The organism is Glutamicibacter nicotianae (genome assembly GCF_002797775.1).
Classification (GTDB): domain Bacteria; phylum Actinomycetota; class Actinomycetes; order Actinomycetales; family Micrococcaceae; genus Glutamicibacter; species Glutamicibacter nicotianae.
The window spans coordinates 2,804,740-2,817,943 of record NZ_PGEY01000001.1; the positions used below are offsets into that span (position 1 = coordinate 2,804,740).

12 protein-coding genes are annotated in these 13,204 nt (G+C 66.1%); 6 read left to right on the forward strand and 6 right to left on the reverse strand.

Annotation, left to right across the window (positions count from 1 at the left end):
* Positions 1–150: 150 nt before the first annotated feature.
* The gene (locus ATK23_RS13060; RefSeq protein WP_053799201.1) at positions 151–597 is read right to left on the reverse strand and encodes a nuclear transport factor 2 family protein; all 447 of its coding nucleotides are present in this window, start codon (positions 595–597) and stop codon (positions 151–153) included.
* On the reverse strand, positions 594–1,361 hold the full coding sequence (locus ATK23_RS13065; protein ID WP_066143047.1) for a hypothetical protein: 768 nt from the start codon (positions 1,359–1,361) through the stop codon (positions 594–596). The genes ATK23_RS13060 and ATK23_RS13065 overlap by 4 nt, the downstream gene beginning before the upstream one ends.
* Before the next feature lie 210 nt (positions 1,362–1,571).
* Between ATK23_RS13065 and ATK23_RS13070 the strand changes: the two genes are divergently transcribed.
* Complete coding sequence (locus ATK23_RS13070) at positions 1,572–2,756, forward strand: thiolase family protein (RefSeq protein ID WP_066143044.1); 1,185 nt, start codon at positions 1,572–1,574, stop codon at positions 2,754–2,756.
* A 90-nt stretch (positions 2,757–2,846) separates the two neighbouring features.
* Here ATK23_RS13070 and ATK23_RS13075 read toward each other — a convergent pair whose 3' ends face one another.
* Positions 2,847–4,310: an MFS transporter gene (locus ATK23_RS13075; RefSeq protein WP_066143042.1), complete on the reverse strand. Its 1,464-nt coding sequence runs from the start codon at positions 4,308–4,310 to the stop codon at positions 2,847–2,849.
* A gap of 222 nt (positions 4,311–4,532) precedes the next feature.
* Positions 4,533–5,999, reverse strand: coding sequence for an MFS transporter (locus ATK23_RS13080; protein ID WP_066143039.1), 1,467 nt, complete (start codon positions 5,997–5,999; stop codon positions 4,533–4,535).
* Positions 6,000–6,209: 210 nt separating this feature from the next.
* Here ATK23_RS13080 and ATK23_RS13085 point away from each other — a divergent pair, with 210 nt between their 5' ends.
* The 4 genes from ATK23_RS13085 (at position 6,210) to ATK23_RS13100 (ending at position 10,032) form a co-directional block, all read left to right on the forward strand.
* Entirely contained in the window at positions 6,210–6,965 is a 756-nt protein-coding gene (locus tag ATK23_RS13085; protein WP_066143036.1) for an SDR family NAD(P)-dependent oxidoreductase, read from the forward strand.
* Between the two features lie 132 nt (positions 6,966–7,097).
* Positions 7,098–8,285 carry a 3-ketosteroid-9-alpha-monooxygenase, oxygenase component gene (locus tag ATK23_RS13090; protein WP_174520618.1) on the forward strand — a complete coding sequence of 396 codons (1,188 nt, stop codon included), beginning with the start codon at positions 7,098–7,100 and terminating at the stop codon, positions 8,283–8,285.
* Between the two features lie 87 nt (positions 8,286–8,372).
* Entirely contained in the window at positions 8,373–8,651 is a 279-nt protein-coding gene (locus ATK23_RS13095) for a hypothetical protein (RefSeq protein WP_066143033.1), read from the forward strand.
* Between the two features lie 121 nt (positions 8,652–8,772).
* The gene (locus ATK23_RS13100; protein WP_066143030.1) at positions 8,773–10,032 is read left to right on the forward strand and encodes an NADH:flavin oxidoreductase; all 1,260 of its coding nucleotides are present in this window, start codon (positions 8,773–8,775) and stop codon (positions 10,030–10,032) included.
* 40 nt (positions 10,033–10,072) lie between these two features.
* Here ATK23_RS13100 and ATK23_RS13105 read toward each other — a convergent pair whose 3' ends face one another.
* Positions 10,073–11,188 (reverse strand): PrpF domain-containing protein, encoded by a 1,116-nt coding sequence (locus ATK23_RS13105; RefSeq protein WP_066143027.1) that lies wholly within the window; start codon positions 11,186–11,188, stop codon positions 10,073–10,075.
* A gap of 46 nt (positions 11,189–11,234) precedes the next feature.
* On the reverse strand, positions 11,235–12,215 hold the full coding sequence (locus tag ATK23_RS13110) for an alpha/beta fold hydrolase (protein WP_066143025.1): 981 nt from the start codon (positions 12,213–12,215) through the stop codon (positions 11,235–11,237).
* Positions 12,216–12,440: 225 nt separating this feature from the next.
* Here ATK23_RS13110 and ATK23_RS13115 point away from each other — a divergent pair, with 225 nt between their 5' ends.
* A complete protein-coding gene (locus ATK23_RS13115) occupies positions 12,441–13,028 on the forward strand; it encodes a TetR/AcrR family transcriptional regulator (protein ID WP_066143022.1) in 588 nt (195 codons plus the stop codon).
* Positions 13,029–13,204: the final 176 nt, after the last annotated feature.

The window sequence follows — 13,204 nt, forward strand, 5'->3', positions numbered from 1 at the left end:
CCTTCGCTCCGTCTTGTGTCAGCACGGAAAAACTGAACGCACCACAGCGTCATGAATGTAGCAAATACAACTTGGTTAAATCGATCGCTTCGAACCCTCGTCTCGGCTCATGCCGCGATAGTTCCCATGTCTGCCGCATCACGAGCACCACTAGTTGCTGAACAACTGTCGCGCCCATTCGCTGCCGGTCAGCAGCCGGTTCTCGCGCTTGGACACTTTCCAGCCCTCGGCGGTGCGGACGAACTCCCAGCGGTTGGCGCTGACGCGCTCGGCGGTCCACGGCTCGCCGCGGCGGGCGAAAACCAACGAGTGGTTCGTGGCCACTGCGGCGTCCCCGTCGATGCGCAGCGACGGCGCGGTGCCGACGTGCGCGCATCCAGCGGCCATGAAGTCCTTGTGGGTGTCGAATTCGACCAGCCCTGCCAGGTCTTCGTACTGCAGCGTGATGGTGTCGAAGGAGTAGGTCCCGCCTTCCGCCCAGAGCCTCTCGATGGCCTGGCCGTTGCCGGAGTCTGCAAACGGTCCGTAGCTTGCGATCAAGTCCAGGATTTCAGCCCGGTCTTCCAGTGCCTGCAGGCGCTCTTCAATGCTTTTCACCAGTCCCTCCAAGGAATGATTGTGCTCAGTGTCGAGGAGAAGAGGACTTCTCCGGCCTGTGGTGCCGAGGGTTCGGCGGCAAGCTGATGTTCGGTGCTGCGGATGGCGGAACCGGTCATTCGCGGTTCCTCGTCCAGATACAGCAGGCGGATGCGCAGCTCACCCGGCTGGTGGCTGACGGTGTCCGCAAAAGGCAGCGTAGTGTGCTGCTGGGCGTGGCTGAAGGAGAACGTCCAGCTGCCGGCAACCCCGGGGACCTTCAGCAGTTCCGGCATCAGTTCGGTGTCTTCCCAGCGGAAGCTGTCGTGCGCGTCCAGCCCGTGCGGCTCCGGGTAGCGGGTGAGCGTGATGTGCATGCCCTGGTTCGGGCGGAACGGCAGCACGTCGGGGCTGACCAGTGCGTGCGGCGCGGAGTAGCCCTTGACCGGGCGGAAGAAGGCCAGCAGTTTGCGCTCGACTCCCGGGATGATCGGGCCGCGACCCCACTGGAACGATGCTTCGCCCAGGCGGTCCCAGGCGTCGACGCTCTGCTCTACCGGGTCACGGAACCAGTACATCGCCACGAAGTCGGTGTCCGCAAACGTCGAGTCCGCCGCGTGCGCGGGGTCCTGCTCGCGCACCCGCGCCCAGCGGTCTCCCCAGGCCACGCCGGGCAGGGCCAGGTTCTCGGGGCGGTGGTCCAGTTGGTGCCAGCGGTTGTACTCGCCATGCAGCGAGGCATCGGCCAGCTGCACGAAGGAGAAGAACGCCAAATCGGAGAACATGAAAACCCTTACTCCGGAAGCTTCCGGGTCGCCGCGCGGGCCCGGTGAGGGTCCCCGCCCTCCATGCTCGCCCAGCCCCAGCCGCAGGCGCCCGAAGGATCCCGGAGAACGGGATCATCTCACGCCTGCCACTAGGACTTTTTTGTAACGTGACAGGCAAGAGGCACGCCGCGGGCCTGCCCCAGTAAACCCTGAGCTAAGGAAGCCGATTTGTCTACAGAAAAGATCGCCATTCTCGACGGCGCACGCACGCCCGTAGGCCGCTACGGCGGAAGCCTCAATTCGGTTCCGGCCCATGAGCTGGGCCAAGTTGCAGCCCGCGAGGCGCTGTCCCGCAGCGGGGTCTCCGCGGAGCAGGTCGACGAGGTCGTCATGGGCTGCGTGGGCCAGGTCGGACCCGACGCCTACCTGGCCCGACGCGTGGCCCTCGGCGCCGGACTGCCCGACTCCACGCCTGCCTTCACCGTCAACCGGCTGTGCGGCAGCGGGCTGCAGGCTATTTGGTCCGGAGCCCAGCAGCTGGCCTGGGGCGGCTCGCAGTTCATCCTCGCCGGCGGGGCCGAGTCCATGTCCCGCATGCCGTTTCTGGACTATGACGCCCGCGGCAACTCGCGGCTGGGCAACCGCACGGTGCTGGACGGCACCGTGGCCATGCTCACCGACCCGTTCTCCGGGCAGCACATGGGTGTCACCGCGGAGAACGTGGCGGACAAGTACGGCATCAGCCGCGAGCAGCAGGACGAGTTCGCCGCCGAAAGCCAGAGCCGCTCGGGCACCAGCGAAGCCCTAGCCGCGTTCGCCGAGGAAATCACGGAGGTCACCACAGGCGGGCGCAAGCCGGTGACCGTCAGCCTCGACGAGCACCCGCGCCCGGACACCACGGCGGAAAGCCTGTCGCTGCTCAAGCCCGCCTTCCGGAAGGACGGCAGCGTGACCGCCGGCAATGCCTCGGGCATCAACGACGGGGCTGCGGCGGTACTGCTGGCCAAGCAGTCCACCGTGCAGGAACACGGCCTGCGTTCCCTGGCCACCATTGAACATGTCACCACCGCGGCGCTGGACCCGGCATACATGGGTTATGCCCCGACCCTGGCCCTGCACAAGCTGTTCGCCGAAACCGGCTTGTCCCCGCAGAACATCGACACCTTCGAGGTCAACGAGGCCTTCGCCGCGCAGGCCCTGGCAGTCATCCGGGATGCCAAGCTGGACCCGTCGCGCGTGAACCCGTACGGCGGGGCCATCGCTTTGGGACATCCGATCGGGGCCACCGGCACCATCCTCACGCTGCGCGCGACCAAGGACCTGGTGCGCCGCGACCTCACCTATGCGGTCATCACCCTGTGCATCGGCGGCGGGCAGGCGCTGGCCGCGCTGATCAAGCGCAGCGGCGCCTAAAACCGGTACGCCCCCAAAATACAAGCCGGGGAGGGAACCAAATACTGGACTGGTCCCTTCCCGGCCAATTGCCTTCAGCCACCCAGGTGCTTAGCCTTCGACGGCTCCCACCAGGTCCTCGTCACCGGCCGTGGCCTGCGCATTGATCCGGTCGCGGATCAGCCAGGAGACCACGAAGCCGACCAGGCTGGTGGCCAGGATGATCACGTAGGCCAGAGTGTAGGCCGACTCGCTCGGCACCCCGGCGCCCTCCACGGTAGAGGAGGCCAGCGCCATGGTGATCACGGTGGTGCCCACGCCCATGAAGATGGTTCGGGTGACGGTGTTGATGCCCATGCCCTCGCTGGTGTTCTCCACCGGCACCGACTCGGCGACCAGGTTCGGGAACGCGGTGTAGGCGAACATGGTGCCGATGAACACCACGTTGATCGCGATAATGTAGCTCAGCACGCTGTACTGCGCCCAGAACAGCGCCCCGTAGCCGATCACGCAGATGACCACGCCGATCAGCAGCGAACGGCGGGCACCCACCTTCGCGGCGATCTTCCCGCTGATCGGCGAGCAGATGAACGCCACGGACGCGGCGCCGAAGATGACCAGTCCGCCCATGGTCGGCGACAGACCCAGGCCCACGCCGAAACCGGCCGGGGAGAGCATGATCATCGGGCCGATGATCTGCGCGGCGACCAGCGGGCCCACGCTCAGGATCGCGGTGGCCAGCTGGGTCAACGCCATCTTGTTGGTCTTCAGCAGGCGCAGGTTGATCATCGGGTTCTGGACCCGCAGTTCCCACCAGATCCAGATGGCCGCGATGGCCAGGCCGCCGAGCACGAACCGCAAGGTGCGGGCATCGGTAATGCCCCAGGCAACGGAGTTCGAGACCCCGTAGAGCACCAATGCGACAGCCGGGGCGAAGAGCACGCCGCCGATGTAGTCGACCTTCTCGCGTTCGGTGCTCAGCCCGGTGGAGCGGTCCAGCATGGCCATGGCCATGACCGCGGCGACCAGGCCCAGGATGCCGGAGACCATGAACAGCCCCTGCCAGTTGCCCAAATCCAGCAGCACGCCTGCCACCAGGCTGCCGCCGGCGCCGGCGATGAAGGACACCGCGGCGACCAGCGCGATCGCTCCGGGAACCTTGTCCTTCTCGATGCCGGCACGGGCGATGCCCAGGCCCAGCGGCAGCGTCGCGCCGGCAGCGCCCTGGAAGGCACGGCCCAGGATGACTCCTTCGATGGAGCCGGAAGTGAAGCTGATGATCGAGCCGATAACCGAGATGCACAAGACGATCACCAGCATCTTCTTGCGCCCGTAGATGTCGCCGAGCCGGCCGCAAATCGCGGCGGAGGCCGCGGCGACCAGCAGGAAGGAGGTGGCGGCCCAGCCTGCGGTGGCCGCATCGGTCTGGAATTCGGCCATCAAGCTGGGCAGGGCGATGAAGATCATCGCCGATTCGAAGGTGCCCACCAACTCCGTGGCGATCAGCACGGTGATGATCTTCGCATAGCTGGAGCGGATGGCTGAGGGATCTTGCCTATCTAGAAACGACGCCATTGTGTTTCCTTTTCTGTTGCCAGTGCATGGTTGGGACAGCGCCCGGGGCACCGGGCGCTGGGTAATGCGTACTGCAAGAAAGTCCGCAACGGCGCGCGAGATTCGTTGGATGCACCACCGGCGGACGGGTCCCCGCCCCGGCAGGTTCGCAGCATCGAACCCGCCGGGGCGGCGGCATATGGCGGGGCAGGCAGATCCCTGCCCCGGATAAATGGGCGGGCGCTAGGCGCCGGCTACGCGGGCTTCCGCGGCATCCTGCGGGTCGGCGGCTTCGGTGCGCGGCACGTCCTTGATGCGCAGCGCCAGGAAGAAGGCCAGCACGCAGCTGGCAGAGATGATGATGTAGGCGGTGTTGAACCCGGCTTCGGTGGAGACCGTGGTCCCCTCAACCGTCGAGGAGGCCAGCGCCATGGTCAGCACCGTGGTGCCCACGGCCATGAAGATGGTGCGCGTGACCGTATTGATGCCCATGCCCTCGCTGGTGTTCTCCAGCGGCACGGATTCGGCCACCAGATTCGGGAACGCGGTGTAGGCGAACATGACGCCGATGGCGATCACGTAGGTGTTGATGATGAAGGTCAGCAGCGTGTTATCCGCCCAGAACATCATCGAGTAGCCGATGAAGCTGATCACGATTCCGATCAGCAGCGCACGGCGGGCGCCCACGGCGGCGGCGACCTTGCCGCTGAACGGCGAGCCGACAAAGCTCAGGGTCGCGGCGCTGAAGATCACCAATCCACCGACGGCCGGCGAAACGCCCAGGCCAGCGGGATCCGTGGCGGGCGCCAGCAGGATCAGCGGGGTCAGGATGCCCACTGCCACCAGCGGGCCGATGCCCAGCACCGCGGTGCACAGCTGGGTCAGCGCCATCTTGTTGGTCTTCATCAGGCGCAGGTTGATCATCGGGTTCTGCGCCCGCAGCTCCCACCAGACCCAGATCGCGGCAACTGCCAGGCCGCCGAGCACGAAGCCCAGGGTCTTGCCGTCCAGCGGCCCCCAGGCACTGGCATTGGTCAGGCCGTAGAGAACCAGGGCGACAGCCGGGGCGAACAGCAGCCCGCCGATGTAGTCGATGCCGCGCGCCTCGGCGCGGTTCACCGGTGAAGACTTCAGCAGGAAAAGCACCATCAGCGTGGCCACGGCGGCCATGATTCCGGAGACGATGAACAGCGCCTTCCAGTTGCCCAGCTGCAGCAGCACGCCGGAAATCAAGTTGCCGCCGGCGCCGGCCAGGAAGGAGGACCCGGCGATCAACGCGATCACATTGGGCACCTTGTCCTTGGGCAGCTGCTGCCGGGCCAAGCCCAGGCACAGCGGCAAGGTCGCCCCGGCGACGCCCTGCAGCGCACGGCCCAGGATCACGCCTTCCAGCGAACCGAAGGTGAAGCTGATGACCGATCCGGCCACGGAAATCGCCAGCACGATGGCCAGCAGCTTCTTGCGCCCGTACATGTCGCCCAGGCGGCCGCAGACCGCGGCGGAGGCGGCGGCTACGAGCAGGAAGGCCGTCGAGGCCCAGCCGATCGCCGCCGCGTCGACGTTGAACTCGTGCATCATGCTGGGCAGCGCGATGAAGATCATCGCGGACTCGAAGGTGCCGACGAATTCGGCGGCCAGCAGGACGCTGACGATCTTCGCGTAGCCAGGGAATTTGGATTTCGGCGTGCTGTTCCGCCCGGTCGTGCTCATGGGGATTCCTCTTCTTTGCGAGTGATGTGATGTACGCCCGGGGTGCTTCGGCGGCGCTGCGCAGGCCCTTGACCCCGAATGTGGAATCAGTATGTTGCCGTTCTGGAAAGCGCTCGGCGCAAAGTCCCGGACAGTGGGATGCGAAGAGATCCCGGTCACATTCGCTTGGCACACTGAGTGCGGAAGTGTTGGCAACGAAGAGGAGCAGGCATGGGTGTACTCGACGGCCAGGTGGCCTTGATCACCGGAGCGGGCCAAGGCATCGGCCGCGGCATCGCCCGCGCATTGGCAGCCGAAGGAGCCCGCGTGGCTCTGGCCGGTCGCACCGCGCAGAAGATCGAGAACGTGGCCGCGGAAATCCGCAGCGAGGGCGGCGACGCCCAGGCATTCGCCTGCGATGTCATCGACCCGGAGCAGATCGAACAGCTGGTCCAGGACGTGGTCGGGCATTTCGGCGGGCTGTCCATCCTGGTCAACAACGCCCAGACCGCAGTGCACGGCGAGCTGCTGGAGCTGCCGGAGCAGGACTACCTGCGCGGCATGGAATCGGGTCCGCTGGCTACCTGGCGCCTGATGCGCGCCTGCCACCCGCACCTGCAAGGCCAGGGCAGCATCGTCAACCTGGGTTCCGGCGCCGGGGTGCGCTGGAATCCGACCGGCTACGGCGGCTACGCGGCCGCGAAGGAAGCGATCCGGGTGCTCACTCGCACGGCGGCCTGCGAATGGGCCAACGACGGCATCCGGGTCAATGCGATCCTTCCGCTGGCCACCTCGCCCGCCCTTGAGCATTGGGAGCGCATCAACCCGGAGGAAGCCCGCGAGTACATCGCGACGATTCCGCTGGGGCGCCTGGGCGACACCGAGAAGGACATCGGCCCGGCGGTCGTGTTCCTCTGCTCGCAGAATTCCCGCTACATCACCGGGCATTCGCTGCCGGTGGACGGCGGCCAGGTGCTCATGCGCTGAGCAAACCCGCAGATCCCCCGGCTCGCCGCACCATCCAGGCCTTCACCGATGATGGCCCTGCCATCGGTGCGCAGCTATCTTTCGGCGAGAATTCACGGCTCGCCGGCACCACACCAACGAAAAGGAGAAGCCATGTCCATTGACATGACCGAAATCACCGATTCCGAGCAGTTCGACGAAGTCCGGCTCATCGAAACGGGCAGCAACCCGACCCGCTTCGCCCGCGGCTGGCACTGCCTGGGCCGCTCCAAGGACTTCCGCGACGGCAAGCCGCACACCATCAAGGTCTTCGGCACCAAGGTAGTGATCTGGGCCGACACCAAGGGCAAGCTCAACGTGCTGGACGCCTACTGCCGCCACATGGGCGGCGACCTGTCCAAGGGCGAAGTCAAGGGCGACGAGATCTCCTGCCCGTTCCACGACTGGCGCTGGGGCGGCGACGGCAAGTGCAAGGACGTGCCGTACGCGCAGCGCGTCCCGCTGCGTGCCCGCACCGCCGCCTGGGAAACCATGGAGGTCAACGGCCTGCTGTTCGTCTGGAACGACCCGCAGGGCAACCCGCCGCCACCAGAGGTGACCATCCCGGAGATCCCGGGCTTCGGCACCGACGAGTGGAGCGACTGGTCCTGGAACACCTTCCTGGTCGAGGGCTCGAACTGCCGCGAAATCGTGGACAACGTGGTGGACATGGCGCACTTCTTCTACGTGCACTACCAGATGCCGCAGTACTTCAAGAACATCTTCGAAGGCCACGTCGCCGCGCAGCACATGCGCTCCACCGGCCGCGACGACATCCACACTGGCGTGCAGCTGGACATGCCCGACTCGGAGACCATCTCGGATGCCGCCTACTACGGCCCGTCCTTCATGCTGGACACCGTGTACACCGTGGCCGGCGACACCACCGTGGAAACCAAGCTGGTCAACTGCCACTACCCGATCTCGCAGGACTCGTTCGTGCTGATGTTCGGCACCACCGTGCACACCATCGACGGCGTCACCCAGGAGCAGGCCGACGGCATGGCGGAAATGTTCACCGAGGGCGTGGAGACCCAGTTCAAGCAGGACGTGGAGATCTGGAAGCACAAGACCCGCATCGACAACCCGCTGCTGACCGCCGAGGACGGCCCGGTCTACCAGCTGCGCCGCTGGTACGAACAGTTCTTCGTCGATGTCGAGGACATCACCGAGGACATGGTCGCCCGCTTCGAGTTCGAGGTGGACACCACCAAGGCGCTGGAAACCTGGAAGGTCGAGGTCGCCCAGAACGTGGCCAAGGGCATCGTCCCGGAGCAGGATCCGACCAAGGCCAAGGCCTAGTCCTAGCCGACACACCACGCACCCGGCGCAACGCCGCATGGGGAAAAGAACTATCGGCCCGGAACCAGGGCCAGCGAGGAGCACATCATGAAACAGATCGATTGCCAGCAGTGCGGGACCGCCGTCCTGGTGGAGAAATACAGCATCCCGCACACCAGTGTGCAGTGGGTCAGTGATGCGGCAACCTCGTGCCCCCGCTTCGCCGAAGCCACCGCCGATGACCGCGACAGCGTCTGCGGCACCACCGCGCTGAGCTGCGCGTCATTGAGCCAGAGCATCGACGACGCAGTGCGCGACGGAAAGCTGGAAATCAAGTCGCGCGTGGAGCCGGTCATCGGCGACGCGCTGGTCGAGGACCCCGTCTAGGACGCCTCGGCGCAGCCGGCAAGGGGCTCCCACCACGGTCCGCACCATGGTGGGAGCCCCTTGCCATCTTTTTGCTGTTCCCTATCCCACAACCCGGCCTCGCGCCGCGGAAAGGACGAGCATGACCACCACCATTCCCGACCCATTCGCCCCGACCACACTGGGCCCGGTGACGCTGCGCAACCGCATCATCAAGGCCGCCACCTCCGAGGGCCGCTCCCCCAAGGGCCTGGTCACCGACGACCTGATCGATTTCCACCTGGACTTCATCCGCGGCGGCGCGGCGATGACCACCGTGGCCTACTGCTGCGTCTCCCCGGAAGGCGCCTCGGCGCCGGGGCAGATCCTGATGAGCGAGCAGGCGCTGCCCGGGCTGCGGCAGCTGACCGATGCGATCCATGCCGAGGGCGGGGCGATCAGCGCGCAGCTGGGCCATGCGGGCATGGTCGCCTCGAAGAAGATCACCGGCGTGACCTCCATGGGGCCGAGCAAGTTCGTGAACCCCTCGTCCATGGAATACTGCCGCGCGATCCGCCGCTGGGAAATCACCGGAGTCATCGAGCAGTTCGGGGCTGCGGCGCGGATTGCGGTGCAGGCTGGCTTCGACGCCGTGGAGCTGCACTTCGGGCACAACTACCTGCCCAGTTCCTTCCTCTCCCCGCTGCTGAACCGGCGCAAGGACGAGTACGGCGGCAGCATCGAGAACCGTTCGCGCTTCGTGCGCGAAATCGCCCAGCGCGTGCGCGAGGTGGTCGGCGACAAGATCGCTGTGATTGCCAAGATCAGCATGGACGACGGGCTGCCGGGCGGCATCTGGCTCAATGACTCGATCCGCACCGCGCAGCTGCTGGACCAGGACCGGAACCTGGATGCCATCGAGCTGACCCAGGGGTCCTCGATCATCCGCCAGATGTACCTGTTCCGCGGCGACGTGCCGGTCTCGGACTTCGCCGCCGTGGTCAAGGAGCCGATGAAGACCGGAGTGCGGCTGTTCGGCAAGCTCGCCCTGGGCAGCTTCCCGTACAAGGACCTGTACATGCTGGAAGCGGCACGCCAGTTCGTGCCGGTCATGAAGCACACCAAGCTGATCCTGCTCGGCGGCATCACCAGCCGGGAGCACATCGACACCGGCATGCGCGAGGGCTTCGACTTCGTGGCCATGGGCCGCGGGCTGCTGCGCGAGCCGGACCTGGCCAACCGGATCCGCGAGGATTCCACCGTGACCAGCCGCTGCATCCACTGCAACAAGTGCATGTACACGGTCTACGGGCGCACCCACTGCGTGATGAAGCCCAATGACCAGCACGGCGCACTGCCGGAGGGCAGCTCCCCGTACGCGGTGGACTGCGAGCGGCTGCTGCCGCTGAGCAGCGTCGGTTAGCAGTTCATCCAGGGAACTTCGTGCAGCTGCCGCGGGAGTGCTATCGCGGCAGCTGCACGAAGCCCTTCATCAGGATCCGCGCGGTGCGCAGCAGCGAGGTGTGCTCCAGTTGCCCGGCGTCGTTGAAATGCGCTGCGGCGGACACCGCGCCGGAGGGGGTGCCCAACCGGATCACGTCGCTGTTCCGCGGGCCGGCCAGCGTTGCGGCGATGCTTACAGGAATCTGCGCGGCCGCCGCCAGGCACATCGCCCCGGTGCCCGGAACCGCCTTGTGCGTCTGCCCCATGGAGATCACCCGGACCAGCAGGTCGCAGTCCTCGGCTGGGCTGAGCGAGCCATCCAGCAGCGTCGCCGGTGCCGGCGCGGCAGCCAGCACGATCTTCGGCATGACCTGCGCGGCTTCCTCGGCAGTGGCGCACAGTCCCATGGCCGCTGCCCCGGCCCGGCGGATCTTCTCCAGCAACGCCATTACCGGCTTGTCAGCATCAATGTCTTCCGGGAGTTCGGTGCCGTCCAGGCCCAGCCGCGCGGCCTCGATGACCACCGTCGGCAGCGCCGCATCTACCAGGCTCACCGGATACTCCTGCCCTTCCACCTGCAGCAGGTCAACCGGATTGCCGGTGGGCAAAAGTCCTGCGCTGCGGCTGCCGGACGGGTCGGGATAGCCCAATTTAATCGGCGCACCGGTGCCATGCACCCCGGGCAGCGAGAGCTCGCCGGCCACGGCGGCGCTGCCTTGGATAACCGGCAGGCTCACCTGGACGATCTTGTTGGTGTTCGTGTTGAACAACGTGAAATGCTGCTGGCCATCGGTGGTCTGGAGCAGTCCGGCTTCCAGGGCGAAAGGCACCACCCCAGAGGACAGGTTTCCGCAGTTGCCCGCGTAGTCGGTCACCCCGGTATCCACCGCGACCTGGCCGAAGGTATAGTCCAGGTCCACGCCCTCGCGCCGTGAGCGGGAGACCACCATGACCTTGGACAGCGAGGAGCTGCCGCCGCCCATCCCGTCCAGCTGTCGGCAGAAGCGGTCCGGGGAGCCCAGCGCCGCGGCGAAAACCCGGTCCCGGGCCTCGCGCCCTTCCGGGAGCCAGTCCTCGGCAAAAAACAGGCCCTTACTCGTTCCGCCACGGACAAACGCCGCCTCAATCCACTGCATGCAGCCTCCTCATCGCCTCGATGGCAATTCTAGGTGCGCTGGCGGATTAGACGCTCACCCGGTCCATATCGTGGAGGAATGCCAGGAAGTACTCGGTGACCTCTGCAGCGCGCTCCATTGCAATCAGGTAGCCACCACCGGGCACGGTGGCCACCTGGCGCACGTCCTCATGCTGCGCGTCGAGCTGCGCATGAATGCCCTCGCCGTACTGTTCGGCCAGTTGCAGGTCGGTTTCCGAGCCCAAGAAGTAGTAGGGCACCGTGCTCTTCCCGGCCGCGCGGGCGTTGCGGTATTCCCAGTTCAGGTCTGCCACCCGGTACCAGTTGATGCCTCCGCCGAAACCGCTGCGGGCGAAGTCGCTGACATAGGCTTCCAGTTCCCACTCGCCCAGCCATGACCAAGGCAAGGACGGCGGCTGCGGCAGCGCCTGGCGGTAGGGCGTGCCCGGCGGGTTGGCATGCACCGCGGCAAAGTCGCCGTCGGTGGAGAGCACGTGGAAAATCTTGGCGATGATTTCGCGCGGGTGCGCGTCGTAGTCGGTGCGGGCGCCCTGCGGATCCACATGGTAGTAGGCCATGTGGTTGAACGCTTCCTTGCCGCGCTCGATCTCGATCTGCGAGGGCAGCGCGTCGTAGTGCGGCAGTCCGGCGTACTGCAGGCCAATCAGCGCACGTACGCGTTCGGGATGCTCGGCAGCCAGGTCGTAGGCGGCGAACATGCCGTAGTCGATGCCGGAGACCACCGCTTGCTGCTCGCCCAGGTGGTCGAGCAGGCCCACCAGATCGGCGGTGATGACGTCAGCCCGATAGGCCGCGAGCTCCTGAGGCGCTTCGGTCTGCCCCATGCCGCGCAGGTCCGGAGCCACCACGCGGTAGCCGGCCTCGGCGAGCGCGGTAATCTGGTGCCGCCAGCTGAACCAGGTGTGCGGGAAACCGTGCAGCAGCAGCACCAGCGGCCCCTGGCCTTCTTCCACATAATGCATCTGGATGCCGTTGATCCGGGCGTAGTGGTGGGTCCAATTCCTCATGGGCTGCTCCTTCGGGAAGGGAAATCGACGGCGGATGGTGCACGCCGCCCACCATTACATCGCGGTGCCGTGGCGGGCCGGGCAGCGCATCCCGGTGGCCGGGACGCACCCAGCAGAAATAGCGAGCGCTTGGTTAGTTGCTAGGATGGAATTCGACCTCGCAGCGCCTGGCGCGGCGAAGATCCGGCACCTCATGAACCTGCACCATCTGCGAAAGAGCGACACATGGCTGAAAAGACTGCCCCGGCCCGACGGACTGTCATCCTGGACAACGCGGCCAGGCTTTTTGCCGAGCAGGGCATCGGCGGCACCTCGGTGCGCGAAATCTCCGCTTCGGTGGGCATGCTCTCGGGCAGCCTCTACCACCACTTCTCCTCCAAGGACGAGATGGTCGAGGAAATCCTGACCGAATTCCTGCAGGAACTGCAAGGGCGCTACCGCAACGCCACCGAATCGGGCACCGAACCCCGCGAGGCACTGAACCAGCTGATCCGCATCACCTTGGAAATCATCCGCGACTTCCCCCACGCCACGCAGATCTACCAGAACGAGGTCGCGTACATCCAGAAGCTGCCCAAGTCCACCGGTGCGCGCGCGATCAGCAGCGACATCGCCAAGCTCTGGGTGGAAGTCATCGAGCAGGGCATCGCCTCCGGCGCGTTCAAGCAGGACCTAGATGCCCAGGTGGCGCACCGGTTGATCCGCGATGCGCTGTGGCTGACCGCCCGCTGGTTCACCCCGTCCAAGAAGTACACGCTGGACCAGCTCACCGCCGATTGCAGCGCACTGTTCCTCGACGGGATCGTGGCCTAGGGTCCCGGCAACCTGCCGCCCGAGGCTCCCAGCATCTTTTCCACAGCACCGGCACTCCCGCCCACCGGGACACACTGCTCACAGCATCCCCAACCTCAGTAGCCTCGAACTATTTCCCCGCCGGCCCCTGATCCGGGTTGGGTGGTGGATATTGAGCTCGATTACGCCAACACAGA

Coding starts and splice junctions, on each gene's coding strand:
- ATK23_RS13065 (WP_066143047.1), bottom strand. CDS start 1,361: ATGTTCTCCGATTTGGCGTTCTTCTCCTTCGTGCAGCTGGCCGATGCC.
- ATK23_RS13075 (WP_066143042.1), bottom strand. CDS start 4,310: ATGGCGTCGTTTCTAGATAGGCAAGATCCCTCAGCCATCCGCTCCAGC.
- ATK23_RS13080 (WP_066143039.1), bottom strand. CDS start 5,999: ATGAGCACGACCGGGCGGAACAGCACGCCGAAATCCAAATTCCCTGGC.
- ATK23_RS13085 (WP_066143036.1), top strand. CDS start 6,210: ATGGGTGTACTCGACGGCCAGGTGGCCTTGATCACCGGAGCGGGCCAA.
- ATK23_RS13090 (WP_174520618.1), top strand. CDS start 7,098: ATGTCCATTGACATGACCGAAATCACCGATTCCGAGCAGTTCGACGAA.
- ATK23_RS13095 (WP_066143033.1), top strand. CDS start 8,373: ATGAAACAGATCGATTGCCAGCAGTGCGGGACCGCCGTCCTGGTGGAG.
- ATK23_RS13100 (WP_066143030.1), top strand. CDS start 8,773: ATGACCACCACCATTCCCGACCCATTCGCCCCGACCACACTGGGCCCG.
- ATK23_RS13105 (WP_066143027.1), bottom strand. CDS start 11,188: ATGCAGTGGATTGAGGCGGCGTTTGTCCGTGGCGGAACGAGTAAGGGC.
- ATK23_RS13110 (WP_066143025.1), bottom strand. CDS start 12,215: ATGAGGAATTGGACCCACCACTACGCCCGGATCAACGGCATCCAGATG.
- ATK23_RS13115 (WP_066143022.1), top strand. CDS start 12,441: ATGGCTGAAAAGACTGCCCCGGCCCGACGGACTGTCATCCTGGACAAC.